The organism is Methylophilus sp. DMC16, assembly GCF_056314045.1.
On sequence record NZ_JBQUZC010000001.1, the window covers coordinates 508,241 to 528,029 of the forward strand.

The 19,789-nt window shown below is 52.3% G+C and carries 23 protein-coding genes; 18 read left to right on the forward strand and 5 right to left on the reverse strand.

All coding sequences use genetic code 11. The features are described from left to right. Positions 1–33 precede the first annotated feature (33 nt). The 8 genes from ACT53D_RS02520 (at position 34) to ACT53D_RS02555 (ending at position 8,043) form a co-directional block, all read left to right on the forward strand. The gene (locus ACT53D_RS02520) at positions 34–780 is read left to right on the forward strand and encodes a PEP-CTERM sorting domain-containing protein (RefSeq protein ID WP_313988175.1); all 747 of its coding nucleotides are present in this window, start codon (positions 34–36) and stop codon (positions 778–780) included. A 30-nt stretch (positions 781–810) separates the two neighbouring features. Next, on the forward strand, positions 811–2,355 hold the full coding sequence (locus ACT53D_RS02525) for an alkaline phosphatase (RefSeq protein ID WP_194748058.1): 1,545 nt from the start codon (positions 811–813) through the stop codon (positions 2,353–2,355). Between the two features lie 92 nt (positions 2,356–2,447). Next, on the forward strand, positions 2,448–3,197 hold the full coding sequence (locus ACT53D_RS02530; protein ID WP_313988172.1) for a hypothetical protein: 750 nt from the start codon (positions 2,448–2,450) through the stop codon (positions 3,195–3,197). Positions 3,198–3,363: 166 nt separating this feature from the next. Further along, complete coding sequence (locus ACT53D_RS02535) at positions 3,364–4,716, forward strand: DNA recombination protein RmuC (RefSeq protein WP_476154340.1); 1,353 nt, start codon at positions 3,364–3,366, stop codon at positions 4,714–4,716. Further along, entirely contained in the window at positions 4,713–4,970 is a 258-nt protein-coding gene (moaD, locus tag ACT53D_RS02540) for a molybdopterin converting factor subunit 1 (RefSeq protein WP_275355676.1), read from the forward strand. Before ACT53D_RS02535 ends, moaD begins: the two co-directional genes overlap by 4 nt. Before the next feature lies 1 nt (position 4,971). Beyond that, positions 4,972–5,448 (forward strand): molybdenum cofactor biosynthesis protein MoaE, encoded by a 477-nt coding sequence (locus ACT53D_RS02545; protein ID WP_379075687.1) that lies wholly within the window; start codon positions 4,972–4,974, stop codon positions 5,446–5,448. After that, entirely contained in the window at positions 5,449–7,614 is a 2,166-nt protein-coding gene (locus ACT53D_RS02550; RefSeq protein WP_275355674.1) for a Lon protease family protein, read from the forward strand. It begins immediately after the preceding gene. Between the two features lie 3 nt (positions 7,615–7,617). Next, positions 7,618–8,043 carry an RNA-binding S4 domain-containing protein gene (locus ACT53D_RS02555; RefSeq protein ID WP_338654596.1) on the forward strand — a complete coding sequence of 142 codons (426 nt, stop codon included), beginning with the start codon at positions 7,618–7,620 and terminating at the stop codon, positions 8,041–8,043. Position 8,044: 1 nt separating this feature from the next. On the opposite strand, the gene epsA is transcribed toward ACT53D_RS02555, so the two are convergent. Continuing rightward, a complete protein-coding gene (epsA, locus tag ACT53D_RS02560) occupies positions 8,045–8,824 on the reverse strand; it encodes an XrtB/PEP-CTERM-associated transcriptional regulator EpsA (RefSeq protein ID WP_338654593.1) in 780 nt (259 codons plus the stop codon). Positions 8,825–9,056: 232 nt separating this feature from the next. Here epsA and ACT53D_RS02565 point away from each other — a divergent pair, with 232 nt between their 5' ends. The 8 genes from ACT53D_RS02565 to radA all read left to right on the forward strand — a co-directional run bounded on the left by ACT53D_RS02565 (position 9,057) and on the right by radA (position 14,905). Then, the gene (locus tag ACT53D_RS02565; RefSeq protein ID WP_476154343.1) at positions 9,057–9,389 is read left to right on the forward strand and encodes a hypothetical protein; all 333 of its coding nucleotides are present in this window, start codon (positions 9,057–9,059) and stop codon (positions 9,387–9,389) included. Between the two features lie 119 nt (positions 9,390–9,508). Beyond that, complete coding sequence (gene rpsF, locus ACT53D_RS02570; protein WP_194748042.1) at positions 9,509–9,883, forward strand: 30S ribosomal protein S6; 375 nt, start codon at positions 9,509–9,511, stop codon at positions 9,881–9,883. Positions 9,884–9,888: 5 nt separating this feature from the next. Further along, on the forward strand, positions 9,889–10,179 hold the full coding sequence (gene priB / locus ACT53D_RS02575; protein ID WP_338654587.1) for a primosomal replication protein N: 291 nt from the start codon (positions 9,889–9,891) through the stop codon (positions 10,177–10,179). Between the two features lie 19 nt (positions 10,180–10,198). Continuing rightward, a complete protein-coding gene (rpsR, locus tag ACT53D_RS02580) occupies positions 10,199–10,432 on the forward strand; it encodes a 30S ribosomal protein S18 (protein WP_024929836.1) in 234 nt (77 codons plus the stop codon). Between the two features lie 21 nt (positions 10,433–10,453). Beyond that, entirely contained in the window at positions 10,454–10,903 is a 450-nt protein-coding gene (gene rplI / locus ACT53D_RS02585; protein ID WP_476154345.1) for a 50S ribosomal protein L9, read from the forward strand. A 204-nt stretch (positions 10,904–11,107) separates the two neighbouring features. Continuing rightward, the gene (gene dnaB, locus ACT53D_RS02590) at positions 11,108–12,490 is read left to right on the forward strand and encodes a replicative DNA helicase (RefSeq protein ID WP_194748036.1); all 1,383 of its coding nucleotides are present in this window, start codon (positions 11,108–11,110) and stop codon (positions 12,488–12,490) included. Continuing rightward, positions 12,490–13,557, forward strand: coding sequence for an alanine racemase (gene alr, locus ACT53D_RS02595; protein WP_476154347.1), 1,068 nt, complete (start codon positions 12,490–12,492; stop codon positions 13,555–13,557). Before dnaB ends, alr begins: the two co-directional genes overlap by 1 nt. Further along, on the forward strand, positions 13,550–14,905 hold the full coding sequence (gene radA / locus ACT53D_RS02600; RefSeq protein WP_476154349.1) for a DNA repair protein RadA: 1,356 nt from the start codon (positions 13,550–13,552) through the stop codon (positions 14,903–14,905). Before alr ends, radA begins: the two co-directional genes overlap by 8 nt. Positions 14,906–15,017: 112 nt before the next feature. Here the strand turns inward: radA and ACT53D_RS02605 are convergent, their stop codons facing one another. Continuing rightward, positions 15,018–15,329 carry a hypothetical protein gene (locus ACT53D_RS02605; protein ID WP_194748031.1) on the reverse strand — a complete coding sequence of 104 codons (312 nt, stop codon included), beginning with the start codon at positions 15,327–15,329 and terminating at the stop codon, positions 15,018–15,020. Between the two features lie 268 nt (positions 15,330–15,597). On the opposite strand from ACT53D_RS02605, the gene ACT53D_RS02610 reads away from it, so the two are divergent. Further along, positions 15,598–15,873 carry a hypothetical protein gene (locus ACT53D_RS02610; protein ID WP_275355654.1) on the forward strand — a complete coding sequence of 92 codons (276 nt, stop codon included), beginning with the start codon at positions 15,598–15,600 and terminating at the stop codon, positions 15,871–15,873. A gap of 18 nt (positions 15,874–15,891) precedes the next feature. On the opposite strand, the gene hpnE is transcribed toward ACT53D_RS02610, so the two are convergent. From hpnE to hpnC, 3 genes are read right to left on the reverse strand one after another with little or no spacing between them, the layout of a single operon-like run. Beyond that, positions 15,892–17,244, reverse strand: coding sequence for a hydroxysqualene dehydroxylase HpnE (hpnE, locus tag ACT53D_RS02615; RefSeq protein ID WP_379075701.1), 1,353 nt, complete (start codon positions 17,242–17,244; stop codon positions 15,892–15,894). After that, positions 17,241–18,083: a presqualene diphosphate synthase HpnD gene (hpnD, locus tag ACT53D_RS02620; RefSeq protein WP_275355651.1), complete on the reverse strand. Its 843-nt coding sequence runs from the start codon at positions 18,081–18,083 to the stop codon at positions 17,241–17,243. Before hpnD ends, hpnE begins: the two co-directional genes overlap by 4 nt. Then, the gene (hpnC, locus tag ACT53D_RS02625) at positions 18,080–18,949 is read right to left on the reverse strand and encodes a squalene synthase HpnC (RefSeq protein ID WP_379075705.1); all 870 of its coding nucleotides are present in this window, start codon (positions 18,947–18,949) and stop codon (positions 18,080–18,082) included. The genes hpnD and hpnC overlap by 4 nt, the downstream gene beginning before the upstream one ends. Before the next feature lie 67 nt (positions 18,950–19,016). On the opposite strand from hpnC, the gene ACT53D_RS02630 reads away from it, so the two are divergent. Beyond that, positions 19,017–19,772, forward strand: coding sequence for an S-methyl-5'-thioinosine phosphorylase (locus ACT53D_RS02630; RefSeq protein WP_194748021.1), 756 nt, complete (start codon positions 19,017–19,019; stop codon positions 19,770–19,772). The last annotated feature ends 17 nt before the right edge of the window (positions 19,773–19,789 follow it).

The following is a 19,789-nucleotide window of genomic DNA, read 5'->3' on the forward strand; positions in this document are numbered from 1 at the left end:
AAAAACGTAATATAACCATCTGCGAGAGGATGAATGATGACATTGAAACCTTGGCTCATGGCTGGGTTGATGGGAGCGACTTTGCTCTCTCAAGCACACGCCGCTGAATTAATCCAAAATGGTGGCTTCGAGGTGCAGGGCGCAGACGCCTATGACATCGTCGGCTGGCAAGTGGCTGAAGCTGGCATCCTTGGTAGCGTACTGGCACAGCAAGGCACCACGACTGAAGTCACCGGAAACACCACCGTTGGCGCTTATCACGGCACACATTACGGTTTGCTTGATAATAACGGCCTGGCCAGCAACATCTTGTATCAAAACTTTACGACGTCGGCGGTCAGCCAGGCGACCTTGACCTTCCAAATGTTTGTCAACAATCAGTCAGCCAGCAGTGCTGTCGATGCAGGTGGCCTTGATTACACCGTTGACGCAACCGATCATCCAAACCAGCATGTCCGTGTGGATATCTTAAAGGCGGGCAGTGATCCTTTTTCTACCAGCCAGGGCGATGTCCTGCAGAGCCTGTATCTGGGCGGTGCCAATGGCACGCTGGCTGCCAACAACTACCTGAGCTACCAGTTTGACCTGACCTCCATCCTGTCTGGCGGTGGCCAATTCATGTTGCGCTTCGCCAGTGTCGCCAACCAGGGTTCTCTTCAACTGGGCGTAGACAATATTAGCTTGCAAACGGCTTCTGCAGTCCCTGAAGCGGATACCAATGCCTTGATGCTGGTGGGGCTTGGTTTGATTGCCGCCATTATGCGTAGACGCGCACAATAACTTATAACGAATATCTTTGAGGAAACAATCATGCAACTGTTTAACTTAAAACGTACTGCTCTGTTGGCCATGCTGCTGGGGACACAAGTCTCCCTGACACAACCTTTGATGGCTGAGGAAAACGCCCAGTTCTGGCTCAACGATGGCGCAGCAAGCCTGAGCGACAGTAAAAAACTGGTACCGAATGCACGCAAAGCCAAAAACGTGATTTTGTTTGTCGGCGACGGTATGGGGATTTCGACGGTCACTGGCGCGCGTATTTTTGAAGGTCAGCTCAAAGGCAAGGATGGTGAGCGCAACAAACTGTCTTTTGAAGAGTTCCCTTATGTGGCCCTGTCCAAAACTTATTCGACCAACCAGCAGACCTCTGACTCTGCACCGACCATGACCGCCATCATTTCTGGCGTGAAAACCAATGACGGCATCATTTCATTGAACCAGTCTGTTCCGCGCAATGAGGCTAACCCTGCCGTGATCAATGCGAATAAAGTAACCACCCTGCTGGAACAGGCCGAGCAAGCTGGCAAAGCCACCGGTGTGGTGTCGACTGCCCGTATCACGCATGCCACCCCGGCAGCCACCTATGCACATATTTCCAACCGTGACTGGGAAGCCAATGCTAACCTGTCAGCGGCGGCGGCTAGCAATGGCGTCAAGGATATTGCTGCACAACTGATTGATAACTTTGGTAATGGCAAGCTTGGCGATGGCGTTGATGTCGTCTTTGGCGGTGGCCGTAGCTACTTTTTGCCTAACAGTATTAAAGATATCGAAGGCGCCAAAGGCCGCCGTACCGATGGCCGTAACCTGACGCAAGAATATGTGAACAAGTTTGGTGGCGTCTATATCGAAAATCAATCGGCATTCAATGCCTTGAATCCAGCCACGACCAATAAAGTCTTGGGCTTGTTCAACCCCTCCCACATGGAATACGAGCAAGACCGTCCTAACGATATCGCTGGTGAGCCTTCTTTGGCAGAGATGACGGGCAAGGCCATCGACATTTTGAAGAAAAACCAGAATGGCTTTTTCCTGATGGTGGAAGGTGGCCGGATTGACCATGCTTCTCATGCAGGCAATGCTTACCGTACCTTTAAAGATGCGGTGGCGCTGTCAGATGCGGTGCGTGAAGCGGCTTCCAAAGTGAATCTGAACGACACCTTGATTATTGTCACAGCTGACCATAGCCACACCCTGACCATAGGCGGCTATCCAAAACGTGGTAACCCGATTTTGGGTAAAGTGGTTGAGCCAGGTAAAACCACGCCAACGCTGGCGGCTGATGGCAAGCCTTACACCACCGTGAGCTTTGCCAACGGCCCAGGCTATCACACTAACTCACCAGGTGATGCGGTTTACAATGAGGCGATTGCTGCAGGCCGCGTGGTCGACATGTCAGGCGTGGATACTGAGGACCCAGATTTCCACCAGGAGGCACTGGTGCCACTGAGCTCTGAAACGCATGCTGGTGAAGAGGTTGCGATTTATGCCGTCGGCCCTAAAGCCTATCTGGTCCATGGGGTACAAGAGCAAAGCTACATTTATCAAGTCATGAAAGATGCATTCGGTTTTTAATCGACTGTCTTTAGAATAGACCTGAACATCAATTGGTTTAACAGTGGGGCAGCGCAAGCTGCCCTCTGCCTTTAGTAAGAAATGGAATCATCATGAGATTGAAACAAACCGCTGGCTGTTTTGCGCTGGTGATGGCGATGATAAGCGCTGGTGCGCAGGCCGAAGAAATCGTCAATGCACGCTATGACACCGTGCAGTGCGCCTTGCCATGCCAGGCCGATGCCGCCAAGCACTTGCAATGGTGGCTGATGCGTGACCAGGATGAGGTGGAAATTCGTCAGTTGTATCAAAATGGCGAGCCAGCACACCACAGCAGCTTGTGGCAGAAAAAACCGGGTGGGCAATTCAGCTATATTTACCTGATGCATGACGAGCAGCGCACCATCGATTACAGCGATGTGGATTTGAAGCTGCTGGCGATCAAAATGGATGAAGCCACATGGCAACTGAAGACGCAATTGGTCACCGATAGCGAGTTGGCCAGCCTGCAAAAAGTGGCAGACGAAGCCAGCGAACAGTATGGCTATGCTATTGAGAAGTATAGTGGTACCTTGGGCAATGGTATTCGTAGTCAGGTCTGGTGGATTCCGGCCTTAAAATTGCCCTACAAGGTCGAATATACCTATCCACAACACACGGTCAGCATACAGTTGCAGGCGCTGCAACCGGCAGCCAAGCCTGGTCAGCCCGTCGAAGTCGCGCCCAAAACCTCTTTGACGGCGTTGAGCCAGTACCAGCATGTGGATTATGCCGATTTGGGCGATATGGAACACAACCCTTCCGAAATGCAATGGCTGGCCAAAGCGCACGATGCGCCTGGCTTGCAGTCGCATCATCATTAGTCGCGTCGGCCTGATCGCTAGCGATGTCTGGACTGCATGCCCAGGCATCGCAAAGAATACGTGTTGATTACTCTGATCGCATGGCGCATGCGATGGGCTTGCCGCCCGGCGGCCGAATTTGCAGCCGGACAGTGTGGCCCTCCCAGTCATCGGCTATAATGCCTGCATGACGTTTCAAATTATTCAGCTTCTTTTATTAGTGGTGATTATTGCCATGCTGGTGTGGCAATCTCGCAGGCAACAACAGGCTGCGCAGCAGGCGCTGGCACAGTTACTGGCGCAGCAGCTCGAAGAGAAACACCGCATGATGATGCAGGAGATGCACCAGTCACTCAATCATCTGGCTGATCGCTTGCAAAGCCTGAATACCGACCAGCAAGACCGTTTGCGGGCGCAATTGTCGCAAGAGCTGACCGCGACGCGTGAAGCGATGCAGGCGTTACAGGTTGCCCAGCGCGATCACTTGAGCCAGAGCAGTGAACAACTCAGCCTGAGCTTGCGTAATGGCTTGTCCGAGCAGGGCATTGCTCAGCAAAACTTGCTTAAAACCGCCTTGCAAACGACGACTCAAAGCCTGACGCAAAGCATTGAAGCACTGACCAAAGTCGTCGATGGCCGCCTGGAGGAGATGAGTGGCAAGGTGTCTATTCGCCTGGAAGAAGGGTTCAAAAAAACCAATGAGACCTTTGTGAGTGTGATGGAGCGACTGGCCACCATTGATGAGGCCCAAAAGAAAATTGATGGTCTCAGTGTGAATGTGGTCAGTTTGCAGGAACTGTTGGGGGATAAGCGCAGCCGCGGTGCTTATGGGGAAGTGCAACTGGAAGGGCTGATCCGCAATGTGTTGCCCAATAGCAGTTTTGCCATGCAACATACGCTGAGTAACGGTGCACGCGTGGATTGTGCTTTATTTTTGCCCGAGCCAACTGGCACAGTGGCCGTTGACAGTAAATTTCCGCTGGAAAACTACCATCGCATGATAGATAGCAGCCAGGGCGATCTGGTGCAGGCGCAAGCCGCCAAGCTATTCAAGGCTGACATCAGAAAACACATTGATGATATCAGCAGCAAATACATCATCGCCAACGAGACCTCCGATGGCGCGGTCATGTTTATCCCGGCTGAAGCGGTGTTTGCCGAGATTCATGCCTATCATAGGGATGTGGTCGATTACGCGATGCAGAAACGCGTGTGGCTGGTGTCGCCGACCACCCTGATGGCTGTGCTCAATACGGCACGCGCAGTGCTCAAAGATGTGGAGATGCGCAAACAGGTGCATATCATCAAAGACGAGCTGGGCAAATTAAGTAAAGATTTTGACCGCTTTGATACCCGCATGAAAAAACTGGCTGATAATATCCGGCAGGCGCATGAAAATGCGCAAGACGTGCATATCAGCAGCCAGAAGATTTCCAGACGCTTCGCCCAGATTGAAAAAGTCGAGCTGGCAGAGGCTGGTCTGGAAACGCTGGAGTTGCTGGATGAATTAGACGAGGTTGGAAAGAGCACCCCTACATGAAGATCACCATTTTATATTTTGCACGCATCAAAGAGGTGGTGAATTACTCCTCTGAAGACGTAGAGCTGCCGGATGAGATAGAAACCATCGTCGCACTCAAGTCCTGGTTGTCTGGCCGCGGCGAGACCTGGCAAAAACTGTTTAACGGCAGCGGGGTAGTGCGTGCGGCCATCAATCATGAACTGGTCGACGATATGGCAACCTTTGATGAAGGTGATGAGGTGGCGTTTTTTCCACCTGTGACCGGAGGCTGATTTGAGCAAGCCACCATTTCTGGATATTTCTGTTCAGCCTGAGGATTTTGACCTGGCCAGCGAGTTGCAGCGCTTGCGTCTAGCCTCGCCAGAGGCCGGTGCGCTGGTGAATTTTGTCGGCTGGGTAAGAGAGCACGCCAGTGAAGGTCAGTTAATAAGCCAGATGTTAATCGAACATTATCCTGGCATGACCGAAAAGGCCTTGCAGGGTATTGCGCAACAGGCGGCCAGTCGCTGGCCATTGCTTGGGGTGCGTATCATCCACCGTGTCGGCCTATTGGCTGCTCAGGCGCAGATTGTGCTGGTGGCTGCTACCAGCTTGCACCGCCAGGCAGCCTTTGAAGCCTGTGCTTTTATGATGGACTATTTAAAGACCGATGCGCCGTTCTGGAAAAAAGAAATCGGCGCGTTTGGCGAACACTGGGTAGAAGCCCGTGCCTCTGATGAACAAGCAAAACAACAATGGAAACAGCCCTAAATGATGCAAGTCCTCAGTCCTGAAGAAATGACCGTTTCCTACAAACTGTCACCCATGTCATTTGAGTCCACCGCAGACCTGCTGGATGCGAGTGAGCTTAGCCTGACCGACTACGGCTGGAAACTACAGCCAGAAGCACAGAAAACACTGATGATGGGCCTGTCGCTGCAACAGGATGGCTGTAATGTGCTGGTGCTGGGGACGCCTGGTTCTGGTCGAGCTGGACTCACACTGGCGGCGATGAAAGCCTCTGCCATGACCGGGATTGATACCACGCTGACCGACCTGGTGGCGCTGTATGATTTTAGCCAGCAATCCTGCGCCAACTACATCAAGCTGCCGGCCGGGCTGGGCGCCCAGTTGCGGACTGTGATGGAGTCGTTTATCAAGTCGCTGGTGGCAGAGATGCAGCAATGGGTGGATGCCAATGGCCAGGTCAATTTTTCGCAGGCCGAAACCTGGCTTGAGGAGCGCGTCGATGGTTTGCGCTCGCAATTAAGCAGCGCCAAGTTATCGCCATTTTTTAATCTGATCAAACCCGAGGTGCTGGGGTATCTGCAAGCCTGGCAGCAAGTCGGCAGTGAGGGCGACAGCGGCACTGACGGCTTGGTCAATGACGGCTTCTTATCGCGTTTTCGGGTAAATCTGCTGGTCGATCAGCGCGCTAACCTCACCTCCGGCATCAAGCAGCCTGTGGTGGAAGACAAAGATCCCGGCTTTGCCGCCTTGTTTGGCATGCTGGAAACCGCTGCAGGAGAGTCGGCGCAATGGCCGGAGTTCTTACGCTTGCGTGCCGGCAGTGTGCACCAGGCCGATGGAGGCATGTTGCTGCTGCATTTGCGTGATCTGATGCAAGACGAAGGCAACGGCAGTGCCTTGCTCGAAAAGCTTTACCGTCTCATGCGTAACCGCGAGGTGCAGATTGAAGACTGGGCCAACCATGCACAGCAAGGGGCTGGCGGCAATCGCCATGGCGCCTTGCCGGTCCATGTCAAAATTGTCATGATTGCCAGCCGCGAAGATTATTACGACTGCCTTGAAGCGCAGCCCGATTTCTTTGACTTCTTTCCGGTAAAAGTCGAGTTTGAAGACCGCGTTGCCGCCACACTAGACAATTATGCCTGGGTGGCCGGCTATATTGCGCGTAAATGCCAGCAACAGGTGATGCCACATTTTACGAGCGCGGCGGTGAATGTGCTGTTGCAGTTCATGCACAGGCTGGAAGAGGACCAAGGCCGTATCAGTACGCGCTTTGTGCATTTGGATCAGCTCATGCATGAGAGTGCTGCAGTGGCTGCTGAAGCACGTCTGGTGACCGATGCGCATGTCAAGCAGGCCCTGTCTGCGCGCTTGTTGCGTCAGCAGTTTTTTGAAACACAGATTCGTGACTCGATTATTGATAATGAGTTATTGATTCAGGTGCATGGCAGTGTGGTCGGGCAGGTCAATGGCCTCACGCATATCGAGTTGGGCGATGCCAGTTTTGGTTCGCCTATCCGGATTACCGCCCGTTGTTATCCAGGCCGCAGTGGCGTGATCAATATTGACCGCGAAGTGAATATGAGCGGCCCCACGCATGACAAAGGCATTTATATTCTGCAAAACTGGCTAAGTGCCAGTTTTTGGGCGTTGGCACCGTTGAGCCTGAACGCTTCGCTGGTGTTTGAGCAAGAATATAATGGCGTAGAAGGCGACTCTGCCTCCTGTGCCGAATTGTTTGCGCTGTTATCTGCGCTGACCGGCTTGCCGATCAAGCAAGGCATGGCCGTCACCGGCGCCCTCAATCAGTTTGGTGAAGTGATGCCGATTGGTGGCGTCAATGAAAAAATCGAGGGCTATTTCCGCGTCTGTCAGGCCTTGGGCTTGAACGGCGAGCAGGGTGTTATTATCCCCAAACGTAACCAGCGTCACCTGTTGCTGGATGAGACCGTCGTCACTGCCGTGAATAATGGCATGTTCAAAATTATTGCCATTGACCATGTGCTGGAAGGCATTGCCCATCTGACCGACTGCGAAGCCGGCGTGCAAGAGGCGGATGGCACCTATCAGGGTGATACGCTCATGGCACGCGCACAAGCTGCACTCGCCAGCTACCGGCAAACGCTGGAACGTAATCAGGCGCGTATGGCCTATATCCAGCAACAACAAGACCATCAACATTTCTGATTTATGCCACGCACGCATCACCGCAAGCAAGAAGCGCCGCCAGAAAAAGACGACGGTTGCCGTCTGGACAAATGGCTATGGGCCGCCCGTTTTTTTAAAACACGCAGTTTGGCAGCCGACGCCGTCGATGCCGGCAAGGTGCGCATTGATGGCGACCGCGCCAAAAATGCACGCGAAATGAAGCCTGGTATGCGCGTGAGTATTAAAAACAAGGATATGCAGATAGAAGTGGAAGTGCTGGCGCTCAGCAATGTGCGGCGCGGCGCGCCCGAAGCCGCCTTGCTATACCGCGAGACTGAAGAAAGCCAACGAATACGCCAGCAGATGAAAGAGAGCGGGGCGGAGCATTTTGCCGAGCGCGACCGTGGCATGGGGCGTCCGACCAAGCGTCAAATGCGCGAGATTCAGCGCTTTACTGGACGCGGTTAGTCTAGCTTGGCCTGCGGGCGCCATTGCTCAGCCCGGTTTTGGCTACCGCTTGTGCCCGGCAAGAAACATCCAGTTTCTGGAAAATGCGTTTGAGATGGTTTTTGACCGTATTGGCACTGATATTCAGAATCATGCCTATCTCCAGATTGGTTTTGCCACTGCGCACCCAATGCAGAATCTCCTGCTCTCGGTCTGATAACCCGCCTTGCGCCATGCTGTCCAGCAGGTCCTCGTCTTTAATCACCGGTTTCAGGTGTCCAATACGGCGGATCGCCGCATCCAGGTGCGGCATGATCATGCCCAGCATCTGGTCTGGGACATGAAATTCTTTGGTACGGTCAAAAAACACATAAATACAGTCTGACTTGCCACGGGTATCGCGTACGCCGTATACCATGAGCGAATGCATTTTTATCAACTGTTGCGTGAACGGGTTGGGTGACTGTGCATGAATGCCCGTGGCATCAAAACGGTTAATCACAAACCATTTTTCATCGTTTTCTACCCAGCGTTTGTACAGGTTGCACATCAGGTAGTTCACAATGGCAGAGTCTTCCAGCAAGCGTTGGGTGGACATTTCCGGGAGGGCAGAAGAGACATCAAAATGCAGTTCACCGGTGCTGAAGTCGCCCCACGCTGCCAATAGTGCATCATGTCGCATCAGCGGATGAATATCTTGTTTCAGCCATTGAAAGAATTCAATATGCCGTTTAATCGCATATGATTTCTGTATGGCTTGCAAAATGCCTTCCCAGTGGGTTTGTTTTTTTTGTACCAGCATGCAATGACCTCAAACGGTAATGAGCAGGGCAGCATTGCCCGATGTTTCATGGTTTAAGGGTTTTACGGCATAGGCTGGCAATTCTTTAACCATGCATGGGGGAATCCTTGCAAAATGGGCACTTGATATGGCGCAAGGGTTGAACGATTTGGCCACATCGTTTTCCTAATACTTGCGGCCTTAAGGTAAAATAAGGCTGGTGTGATGAGATGGCTTTAAGGTCCAGACATTCATGGGTATTTTGAAAAAACTTCCTGGTGGCGTGCGTTACCCTAGCTATAAAGAATGGCAGCTGCTCAAGAAACTGCCTAAATGGTGGCTATTGGGGAGTGTGGTGTTTGCTGCCCCCATTGTTTATGACTGGTGGCAGTCAGGCGATTTGCTGGCTCATGATCTGGAACGCAACTCGATGTTTTTGGGCTTGCTGTTTACCTTCTGGTTCTTTATCGGTGCCGCCATGATAGGCCTGATCGTGATCATTATCATGAAAGGGCCTGGCTACGTCGCTGACCCTTATTACCTGCCAAAAGAAGACAAATCCCTAGAGAATCCGCCTAAAACATAATCGGTTCTTGATCAATCCTTCAAAAAGGGTTTATAATCGCGTGCTTTGCAACCTTGCCACACTTTGATCAGGCATTCTTAAGTTTGATCCGAAGGTGGCTTTAACCATAAGGAAATCTCATGCGACACTATGAAATCGTGTTTATTGTTCACCCTGACCAGAGTGAACAAGTGCCTGCGATGATTGAGCGTTACCGCGCACAAATCACAGGTAATGGCGGCAACATCCACCGTCTGGAAGACTGGGGCCGTCGTCAACTTGCCTATCCAATCCAAAAAGTACACAAAGCACACTACGTGTTGATGAACATCGAGTGCAGCCAAGAAGTGCTGGAAGAGTTGGAGCATGGCTTCAAATTTAATGATGCTGTATTACGTCACCTGACCATCGCGACGAAAACAGCGGTCACCGCACCAAGCCCAATGATGAAAGAGGAAAAATCCAAAACCATCGTTGGTGACGCACCTGCTGCTAGCACAGAGGCGGCTGCTTAAGTGTTGTGAATACGCTGGTGATTGCAGCGACGGTTCAAGCAGTTGAAACGTTGCGATACACACCGGCAGGCTTGCCCTTGTTGCGATTGCAATTGCAACATGATTCAGAGCAGCTAGAGGCTGGGATGAATCGGAAGGTGCAGTGTCAGTTACCCGCAGTGATTATTGGTGAAAAAGCCAATCTGCCATTGCAAAGCGGCGATCAGATCAAAGTGAAGGGTTTTCTGGCACAGCGCAGTGCAAAAAGCACACAAGTGGTACTGCACATACAAGAGTTACAGCGAATACAGTATTAAAGAATTTAAGGAGTTTCACATGGCAAGAGATATGTACAAACGTCGCCGTTACTGCCGTTTTAGCGCAGAAGGCATCAAAGAAGTTGACTACAAAGACGTAGATCTGTTGAAAGATTTCGTTTCTGAAAACTTCAAAATCATCCCAGCCCGTATGACTGGTACCAAGGCTAAATACCAACGTCAATTGACAACCGCGGTAAAACGCGCACGTTTCCTGGCGCTGATGCCTTACACAGACAAACACCCAGGTTAATCGGCGGCTTAGGAGAACAACATGCAAGTAATCTTATTGGAAAAAGTAGCAAACCTGGGTTCCCTGGGTGACGTGGTTAAAGTGAAAGACGGTTACGGCCGTAACTTCCTGATCCCACAAGGTAAAGCAAAACGTGCCACTGAAGCAAACAAAGCAGTGTTTGCCGCACAACGTGCCGAGTTGGAAAAACAACAAGCTGACCTGTTGGCCGCTTCACAAGCGCGTGGCGAAAAACTGGCTGGTTTCGTACTGACAGTGTCACAAAAAGCAGGTGTAGACGGTCGTCTGTTCGGTTCTGTCACCAACATTGACATCGCTGAAGGCTTGCAAGCACAAGGCCACGAAGTGAAAAAAGCTGAAGTGCGCCTGCCTAACGGCCCACTGAAGACCATTGGTGATTTCGCTGTGAGCGTGGCATTGCACCACGACGTAGTGGTTGATATCACTGTGACTGTGACGCCAGAAGCCTAATCAGGCATCTGCATGCATGACAAGAAAAGGCTACTTCGGTAGCCTTTTTGCTTTTTTGCCACAAAGCGTTATTTGATAACGTACCAATAAAGTACATGAGGTTTTTCTCTGTCTCCTCTGCGATCTCTGTGGCTAAAGTATTTTTAATCTTTCATCTGTTCTGAAACCCAAAAATGCCAGTCAGCTTTTCGGTATAATCGCCAGATGGCTGATGAACAACTCGAATTCTTAAAACTCCCTCCACATTCCATTGAAGCTGAGCAGTCCGTGCTGGGCGGCCTGTTGCTGGATAACGAAGCGCTGGACAAGATTGCCGATATTCTGGCGCCGCAGGATTTCTACCAGCATGACCATAAACTGATTTATGAACATATCGCACGGCTGATTGAGCGCAACCAGCCAGCCGATATTGTGACGGTTGCTGAATCGCTTGAAAACAGTGGTGAGTTGACCACGGTTGGTGGTGTGGCTTATCTGGGTGCGCTGGCGCAAAATACGCCCACTGCTGCCAATATCCGCCGCTATGCCGAAATTGTGCATGAGCGCTTTGTCATGCGCCAACTGGTCGCAGTGGGCACTGATATTGCCGAAAGTGCTTACCAACCGAATGGTCGCGATGCACAGCAGTTACTGGATGAAGCCGAAGCCAAGATTTTCCAGATTGCCGAGGGTGGTAACCGCAAGAGCCAGGGCTTTTTGGGCATGCAAGTGCTTTTACCACAAGTGGCTGACCGCATTGACTACCTGTACTCACGCGAAAATCATTCTGATGTGACAGGGATCCCCACCGGCTTTACCGATCTTGACTCGATGACTTCAGGCCTGCAAGGCGGCGACATGGTGATTATTGCCGGTCGTCCATCCATGGGTAAAACCGCGTTTGCAATTAATATTGCTGAGAATGTCGCGCTTGAGACCAATAAAGCGGTCGCTATTTTCTCGATGGAGATGGGGGCAACACAGCTGACCACGCGTATGATCGGCTCAATTGGCCGCCTCGACCAGCACAAAATGCGTAACGGTAACCTTGAGGATGAGGACTGGGAAAAGCTCACCACTGCGCTGGGTAAATTGAACGAGGCGCCGATTTATATTGATGAAGGGGCCGGTTTAAGCAGCTTTGACGTGCGGGCCCGTGCCCGTCGCTTGCATCGGCAAACAGGCGAACTTGGTCTGATTGTGATCGACTATTTGCAATTGATGAGCTCGCCAGCCGGCCGTCAGGGCGAAAACCGTGCAACCGAGATTTCAGAAATTTCACGTTCGCTGAAGGCGCTGGCCAAAGAACTCAATGTGCCATTGATTGCAATTTCGCAGCTTAACCGTAGCGTGGACCAACGGCCAGACAAGCGCCCGGTGATGAGTGACTTGCGAGAATCCGGCGCGATTGAGCAGGATGCTGACTTGATCATGTTCGTGTATCGCGATGAGTATTACAACCCGGACAGTGCTGAAAAAGGTACGGCGGAGATTATTATTGCCAAACAGCGTAACGGCCCGATTGGCCGGGTGCGCCTGACCTTTATGGGTGCACATACGCGCTTTGCCGACTATGCCAATGCGGCTTACATGCCGGACGAGTATTAATGCGTCCGATTGTTGCTCATCTGTCTTTGGCTGCGCTGAGGCATAACCTGGCGCAGGTCAAACGTTACGCACCAGCTGCGAAGATCATCTCCGTTGTCAAAGCCAATGCTTATGGTCATGGTTTGCTCAATGCAGCACAAGGGCTCAGCGAAACAGATGCTTTCGCTGTGCTCAATCCTAGTGAAGCCATCGCTTTGCGTGAAGCGGGTTATACGCAGCCCATATTGTTACTTGAAGGGGTGTTTGCGCCCGAGCAATTGCTTGAAGTCGACAGATACCGGCTGGATATTGTCGTGCACCAGGTGCAGCAGATTGCCTGGTTGCAGCAGGCCGCGTTGAGTGCCCCCATTCGAGTGTTTCTCAAGCTGGATAGCGGCATGCACAGGCTTGGCTTGTCGCCAGTAGAGTATCCGCAGGCGTTAGCTGCTCTTGCTGCATGCGCCAATGTGCGCGAGATCGTCATGATGACGCATTTTGCCAATGCGGATATTGTAGATGGCGTTGAGCAGGCCATGACCACCGTGGAGGCGGTCATGGCCAATCAGCCTTATGCGCGCTCCCTGGCGAATTCGGCTGCCGTGATTCAGCAGCCGCAAACCCATGCCGAGTGGGTGCGCCCAGGGATCATGTTGTATGGTGCCTCGCCGATTGCCGACCAGCATGCTTCCATGCTGGGCCTGAAACCTGTCATGACCTTGCAGTCCGCTATTATCGCCTTGCAGTCAATTCAGGCCGGCGAGAGTGTCGGCTATGGCAGCTTGTTTACCGCAGATCAGCCGACCAAGGTCGGCATTGTCGCTTGTGGTTACGCCGACGGCTATCCCCGGCATGCGCCAACAGGGACGCCGATTGCCGTTAATGGTCAATTGACTCGTACGCTGGGGCGCGTGTCTATGGATATGCTGGCGGTAGATGTCACCGGTATCCCTGACGCAACCGTTGGCAGCATTGTGGAGTTATGGGGTGAGCAAGTCCCTGTAGATGAGGTTGCGCAAGCAGCGGGGACCATAGGCTACGAATTATTGTGTGCGGTCACCGCCAGGGTCCCGTTCAAGCACTATGGCTAAAGCAAAAACGCAATACAGCTGTACCGAGTGCGGTGCGGTAGAACCTAAATGGCAAGGCCAGTGCCCGAGCTGCCATGCCTGGAACACGCTGGTAGAGACGGTGCCAGAAGCGGCAACCACAAGCCGCTTTGCAAGCCTGGCACCCACTGCGCAGTTGCAAAAATTAGCAGATGTTGAAGCGCAGGATGTGTCCCGTCAGGCGACCGGCAGTACCGAGTTTGATCGGGTGCTGGGTGGCGGGCTGGTGGCGGGCGGTGTAGTGCTCATCGGTGGCGATCCTGGCATTGGTAAATCGACCTTGTTGCTGCAAACCGTGTGCAAGGTTTCGCAATCGCTCAAAGCGTTTTATATCAGCGGTGAGGAGTCTGCGCAGCAGATTGCCATGCGGGCACATCGCCTGGGGCTGGATGCGAGCCAGGTCGATGTGCTGGCGGAAATCAATCTCGAAAAAATCAGCCAGGTATTGCAGCAGCATCAGCCGGATGTGGTGGTGATAGACTCGATTCAGACCGTGTATTCCGAGGCTTTGCAGTCTGCACCAGGCTCGGTGGCGCAAGTGCGTGAATGTTCTGCGCAACTCACTCGGGTGGCCAAGCAACTTGGGATCAGCATGATTCTGGTCGGCCATGTGACCAAAGAAGGCTCGCTGGCGGGCCCACGTGTGCTGGAGCACATTGTCGACAGCGTGCTGTACTTCGAGGGCGACCAGAATTCGAGTTTCAGGCTGATTCGCGCGTTTAAAAACCGGTTTGGTGCGGTCAATGAACTCGGTGTGTTTGCCATGACCGAAAAGGGTCTGCGCGAAGTCAGCAATCCTTCCGCCTTGTTTTTATCGCACCATGAATCGCCGGTGCCTGGCTCCTGTATCACGGTCACGCAAGAAGGCACACGGCCTTTGCTGGTTGAAATCCAGGCGCTGGTGGATACGGCACATGCGCCCAATCCCAAGCGCTTGTGCGTGGGTCTGGAGCAGAACCGGCTGGCTATGTTGCTGGCAGTGTTACATCGGCATGCAGGCGTGGCCTGTTATGACCAGGATGTGTTTATCAATGCCGTCGGTGGTGTCAAAATCAGTGAGCCTGCGGTGGATCTGGCAGTGTTACTGGCGATTGTTTCATCGTTGAAAAACAAACCGTTGCCAAACAAGCTGATTGTCTTTGGTGAAGTGGGGTTGGCTGGCGAAGTGCGACCCGTGCAGCGGGGCCAGGAACGTCTTAAGGAAGCTGCCAAACTGGGCTTTACCCATGCCATTATCCCCAAAGCAAATGCGCCCAAAGGCGGCATTGCCGGTATGCAGGTTGAGGCTGTGGATAGGCTGGAACAGGCCATAGACGTCATGCGCGCATAAAAAAAATGGCAACGATAGATGGGAGTCCTATCGTTGCCTAAGGATGAGGTTGCCCAGAAGAGGGTAGGCAACCACAGGGAAGTCGGTTCACTCAAGCGGCTTGATGGCCGTGTCAAAAAAACTCGTTTTGATTCGGGTTATCTGTCTTTAATTTTTCTATATTTCTGGCTGTTCTTTGTTTTACAGACGGGTCACGCGCGAGTGGATCCTGGGTGAGTTGGTGTTGGCTCAGTTTCTCCTGGCAATCGCGCAAAGCCTGCTCGTTATCAGCCAAACGGATGCACTCTGCATGTTCGCCCAGTTGTTTGAGGATGCGTACTTTTTCCCCTGTCAGGTTTGCGTAATCTTCTGTCGGTAATATATCTGAAGCGAAGATTGACATGTGGACGAATAAGCCGGTGGCCATGACGGTCGCATATTTCATGCTTAACTCCTTTCAATCAATGACATTGAAAACAGTATAAAAAACCCACTGGGTTATGTCAGTTACAAAGGCCGCGTATTTTGTAGGCATTTGTAGCGAGTTCGATACAGAACAAGTATCGCGTGCATCACCAATAATTTTAATTTATATAAAAGTAATTGTCATAAAAATTTAATGCAACTATTCCTACAAAATGTAGGCCGAAATAAAGTCAGATTCACAAAAATATGACAATAAGATGACGATATGTATTAAAGGAGAAAAAATAATGAAAAAAATCATTTTTCTTTTGCCACTGTTAATGACGGCTTGTGCCAGTGTCAGCCCGCAGCAATATACAGGCAACAATGGTAAAACGGGCTATACCTTGACATGCAGTGAATTCAACACGACCTGGGAGCAATGCCAGCGCAAGGCGGGTGAACAGTGTGCCGGGGGGTATGAGCTAGACAAACGTTTGTCTTACACCGAAACCTTCCCTGATAGCGGTGATGGGATTTACAGACCAGCGAATAATCACCTGGCGGTGGTGTGTAAAGGCTAATCGCCTGTCTTGGCGCTGCTAGCCCAGTAATCGCGCAATTGCTTGCGCAGCGGCCTCGCCGCTACGGATCGCACTTTCTATGGTGGCCGGATAAGGGCTCGCGACATAGTCTCCGGCTAAAAAGATGCGGGCATGTGCGGTTTGAGGGCCAGGCCGCTTTAAAGCCGGGCTGCAACTGAAGGTGGCGCGTTTTTCTGTGATGATTTTTGTCCACAGAGGCGTTTGCTGCAATGCCATGTCGTAGTTGCCGAGCGCAGCATTAATCTCATTAAGGCAATGTGTGACCAGGACGGCCTTGTCCATCTCAAAGGGCGCATGCGCACTGATGACTACGGCGAGCAATCCGGCCTGGTCACAACACTGCCCGCGGTCAAACACCCATTGTGCCCAGCCGCCGCATAAGCCCATGATGGGGTGCGGCAAGCGCATCTGCTCGCTGAATTGCAGGTAAATGGTGGTAATGGGTTGATACTCGCGCCAGGGCAACGTAGGTGCGCCTGCGATGGTTTTCAGTTGGTGTGGTCCGACCGCAAGCACCACCGCATCAAACACTTCTTGTTGCTGATGTGTCAGTTTGCAACCATGTTCAAAAGCCTCGATGGCGGTGACAGTGGTCCCTAGCCTGACTGTAACCCCCCGTGTTTGTAGCTGCGTTAACAGCGGCTGAATGAGGGCGGTGGACAAATCAGATCTAGCCACTAGAAAGTCACTGTCCTGACGACGATGCTGAAAACTATCCCTGAGTACATTTAAAAATACCTGTGCACTGGCAAGCGCTAGCGGCGTGTTCAGTGCAGCCAGGCATAAGGGCTCCCACAAGTACTTGATCGCCAGTGGCGTTTGTTGTGCTTGAGCCAGTAAGCCGGATACCGGCATATCCTGCGCAAGCGTAAAAGCGGTTTTTTGTAACTGCCGCATCCAGCAGATGGCGCGCCATTTACTTTGCCAGTCCAGTCCCGTCGCGGTGATTAAGCCCCACAGCAGATGCAGCGGGGCGGGTAGCCATTCTGGGGTGACCAGCGAAATACGATGCTGGCCATCGTGCATGTGCAATGCCAGCGCCAAGCGCTTGAACACATGCCTGTGATCCAGGCCGGCATCGCGTAGCAAGGCCAGCGTGGCATGATAGGCGCCCAGGCAGAGATGTTGGCCGTTATCCAGCGTGGTTGAAGAGTGCAATACCCCACGTGCACGGCCACCTGCCTGCGGGGCGGCCTCAAAGACGCATACTTGATAGCCTTGCTGACCTAAGCGCAACGCCGTAGACAACCCGGCCAGACCGGCGCCAATCACCGCTACTCTGCGAAGCTTCGCGGTGGCGCTAACGGTTTGGGATGTTTTCTGATTAGCCCTGGATAACACTGCACTCATGAACGGCGGGATTTAAACCAGGCGCCCAGCGCCAAGGTGAGCTTTCTAAATGGCGGCAACGCAATTTTATGGTTAAGTACCAGGTTGGGATCTTGTTTGATTTCCTGCAGCAGTGTTCGGTAAATGGCCGCCATCATCAATCCTGGTAATTGGGCTTTCCGATCTTCTGGCGGGAGCTGCTGCAGGGCTTTGTCATAAAACAGTTCCGCGCGGGCAATCTGCTTGAGCAGCAAGGCCTGCGTTTGCGGCGTGGCTTCGCTATTAAGCAGTTGTTGCTCGGTGACACTGTCACGCTCCAGCTCATCCAGTGGAATATAAATGCGTCCGCGCCGCGCATCTTCGCCGACATCGCGGATGATATTGGTCAGTTGAAACGCCATGCCCAAGTCATGCGCGTATTGCAAGGTTGCCGGATTTTTATAGCCAAAAATTTGCGCTGACAGCAAGCCGACCACACTTGCCACACGGTAACAGTACAGGCCCAGCTGTTCAAAATCCGCATAGCGATTGTATTGCGTATCCATTTGCATGCCATCGATGATTTCAATGAAATGGCTTTCTTGCAAACCATAGGTTTTGATGACGGGCTCTAAGGCTTTCGTCACCGGATGTTGCGGCGTGGCATGAAACAGCCGCTCAACTTCCTGTTTCCACCAGCCAAGCTTGGTTTGGGCGATCTGGTAGTCGGTACACTCATCCACCACATCATCCACTTCGCGGCAAAAGGCATACAGCGCCGTCATCGCCTCGCGCTTGGCTTTGGGTAAAAAAGCAAAACTCAGCGTGAAGCTGGAACCGCTTTCACGGGTTTTTTGCAGGCAATATTGTTGCGGCGTCATCGTTTAAACAGGGCTTTCAGCAAAATCAGTGGCCAATCATAGGCTTTCAAGGTCGGGCGGTGATGGTAAATATCGCCACGACAGGATTTTAATTTATGCACGATACGTTCGCCACCGGCAATCATCATGCGCAACTCAAAACCGATCCGTCCAGGTAGGGCGCGACCTAACGGTTTGCCAGCCTTTAACATGGCCTCAGCACGCCCCACTTGTGACAAAAAGAACTGTTGCCAGTGTCTGTCCAGCCGTTGAGCTCGCAAATCCTGCTCACTGATGCCTGCCGCCAGCATGTCCTCCTGACTCAGGTAAATCCGTCCGACGGCCCCATGCTTTTGCAGGTCTAGCGCAATGTCCTGATAAAAGTTAATCAGTTGCAGCGCGCTGCATATTTGATCGGACCACAGCCGATGTTGCGTGCTGTCACTGCCATACAGTTGCAGCATCAGGCGGCCAACCGGATTTGCCGAGCGGCGGCAATAATCCAGTACTTCCTCAAAGTTAGCATAACGGGTTTTCACCACATCCTGTTTGAAAGCATCGATGAGGTCGATTAACAGTTGAACATCGAGAGTGTGAGTCCGGATCACCGCTTGCAACGATTGAAACAATGGCTGTGAGGGCTGTATATAGGCCTGGATCAATAATAACTCATCTTCATAAGCCTGCAGGGCTTGCAGGCGCTCGATTTCGCTCGCGTTGCCTTCGTCTGCAATATCGTCTGCCTCGCGCGCAAACTGGTAAATGACCGTCACTGCATGACGTAAATGGGCCGGTAACAGCAAGGATGCAACCGGAAAGTTTTCGTAATGCGTGTGCGCCAGTGTCAGGCTAGGTTGGGGCTGGGCGGGCTTGGAAAAGGCATGCATGGCTTAAGTATGCCATAAATCCATGATACGCTTACGCCTTGCAGATGAACAATCATAAAGAGAACTTATGTTAGGCATTATTGGGGGCACTGGGCTCACCGCACTGGATAATTTGAACATTTCTAAGCGCTTGATCGTGCGCACGCCATATGGGGAACCTTCGCAGCCCTTAGTCTTTGGCGAAATCAATGGCAAAGAGGTGGTGTTTTTAGCCCGTCATGGTGGTGGGCATACGATTCCGCCACATGCGATCAATTACCGGGCCAATGTCTGGGCCCTGCATTCGGTCGGCGTCTGTGATTTGCTGGCAGTGGCCACGGTGGGCGGCATTACGCGTAATCTGATCCCGGGAGATATCGTCTTGCCTAACCAGATACTCGATTACACTTATGGCCGCAATAACACCTATCACGATGGCATAGAGCTGCCTGTGCGGCATGTAGACTTCACACAACCTTATTCACAAGCCATGCGTGAACGCTGTCTCAAAGCCGCTGCCGATGTGGGCTGCAGCGTGGTGGATGGTGGTGTGTATGCTTGCGTGCAAGGGCCGCGGCTGGAGACCGCCGCAGAGATAGACCGCTATGAGCGGGATGGTGCCACCCTTGTCGGCATGACCGGCATGCCGGAAGCGGTATTGGCGCGTGAATTGGGCGTGTCTTATGCGGCCATCTGCCCGGTAGCCAATTTTGCGGCTGGTCGCGGCGATAGTACACAATCTATCCAGTTTGAGCAGGTCATGCCTTTGCTGCAGCAAACCATGGATAAAGTCCGTGCCGTCATTGCGCAATACCTGTCAGATAATGATTGTTCTGTGGCTTAAACGGCAGTCAGAGGAGC

Bases quoted from the DNA above. Each gene is read 5' to 3' on its own strand.
- moaD (WP_275355676.1), top strand. From the start codon at position 4,713: ATGAAGATCACCATTTTATATTTTGCACGCATCAAAGAGGTGGTGAAT.
- alr (WP_476154347.1), top strand. From the start codon at position 12,490: ATGCGTCCGATTGTTGCTCATCTGTCTTTGGCTGCGCTGAGGCATAAC.
- hpnD (WP_275355651.1), bottom strand. From the start codon at position 18,083: ATGACGCCGCAACAATATTGCCTGCAAAAAACCCGTGAAAGCGGTTCC.
- hpnC (WP_379075705.1), bottom strand. From the start codon at position 18,949: ATGCATGCCTTTTCCAAGCCCGCCCAGCCCCAACCTAGCCTGACACTG.
- ACT53D_RS02630 (WP_194748021.1), top strand. From the start codon at position 19,017: ATGTTAGGCATTATTGGGGGCACTGGGCTCACCGCACTGGATAATTTG.
- ACT53D_RS02535 (WP_476154340.1), top strand. From the start codon at position 3,364: ATGACGTTTCAAATTATTCAGCTTCTTTTATTAGTGGTGATTATTGCC.
- rpsR (WP_024929836.1), top strand. From the start codon at position 10,199: ATGGCAAGAGATATGTACAAACGTCGCCGTTACTGCCGTTTTAGCGCA.
- radA (WP_476154349.1), top strand. From the start codon at position 13,550: ATGGCTAAAGCAAAAACGCAATACAGCTGTACCGAGTGCGGTGCGGTA.
- rpsF (WP_194748042.1), top strand. From the start codon at position 9,509: ATGCGACACTATGAAATCGTGTTTATTGTTCACCCTGACCAGAGTGAA.
- dnaB (WP_194748036.1), top strand. From the start codon at position 11,108: ATGGCTGATGAACAACTCGAATTCTTAAAACTCCCTCCACATTCCATT.
- ACT53D_RS02565 (WP_476154343.1), top strand. From the start codon at position 9,057: ATGGGTATTTTGAAAAAACTTCCTGGTGGCGTGCGTTACCCTAGCTAT.
- ACT53D_RS02550 (WP_275355674.1), top strand. From the start codon at position 5,449: ATGATGCAAGTCCTCAGTCCTGAAGAAATGACCGTTTCCTACAAACTG.
- ACT53D_RS02555 (WP_338654596.1), top strand. From the start codon at position 7,618: ATGCCACGCACGCATCACCGCAAGCAAGAAGCGCCGCCAGAAAAAGAC.
- ACT53D_RS02530 (WP_313988172.1), top strand. From the start codon at position 2,448: ATGAGATTGAAACAAACCGCTGGCTGTTTTGCGCTGGTGATGGCGATG.
- rplI (WP_476154345.1), top strand. From the start codon at position 10,454: ATGCAAGTAATCTTATTGGAAAAAGTAGCAAACCTGGGTTCCCTGGGT.
- hpnE (WP_379075701.1), bottom strand. From the start codon at position 17,244: ATGAGTGCAGTGTTATCCAGGGCTAATCAGAAAACATCCCAAACCGTT.
- ACT53D_RS02610 (WP_275355654.1), top strand. From the start codon at position 15,598: ATGAAAAAAATCATTTTTCTTTTGCCACTGTTAATGACGGCTTGTGCC.
- ACT53D_RS02520 (WP_313988175.1), top strand. From the start codon at position 34: ATGATGACATTGAAACCTTGGCTCATGGCTGGGTTGATGGGAGCGACT.
- ACT53D_RS02605 (WP_194748031.1), bottom strand. From the start codon at position 15,329: ATGAAATATGCGACCGTCATGGCCACCGGCTTATTCGTCCACATGTCA.
- ACT53D_RS02525 (WP_194748058.1), top strand. From the start codon at position 811: ATGCAACTGTTTAACTTAAAACGTACTGCTCTGTTGGCCATGCTGCTG.
- epsA (WP_338654593.1), bottom strand. From the start codon at position 8,824: ATGCTGGTACAAAAAAAACAAACCCACTGGGAAGGCATTTTGCAAGCC.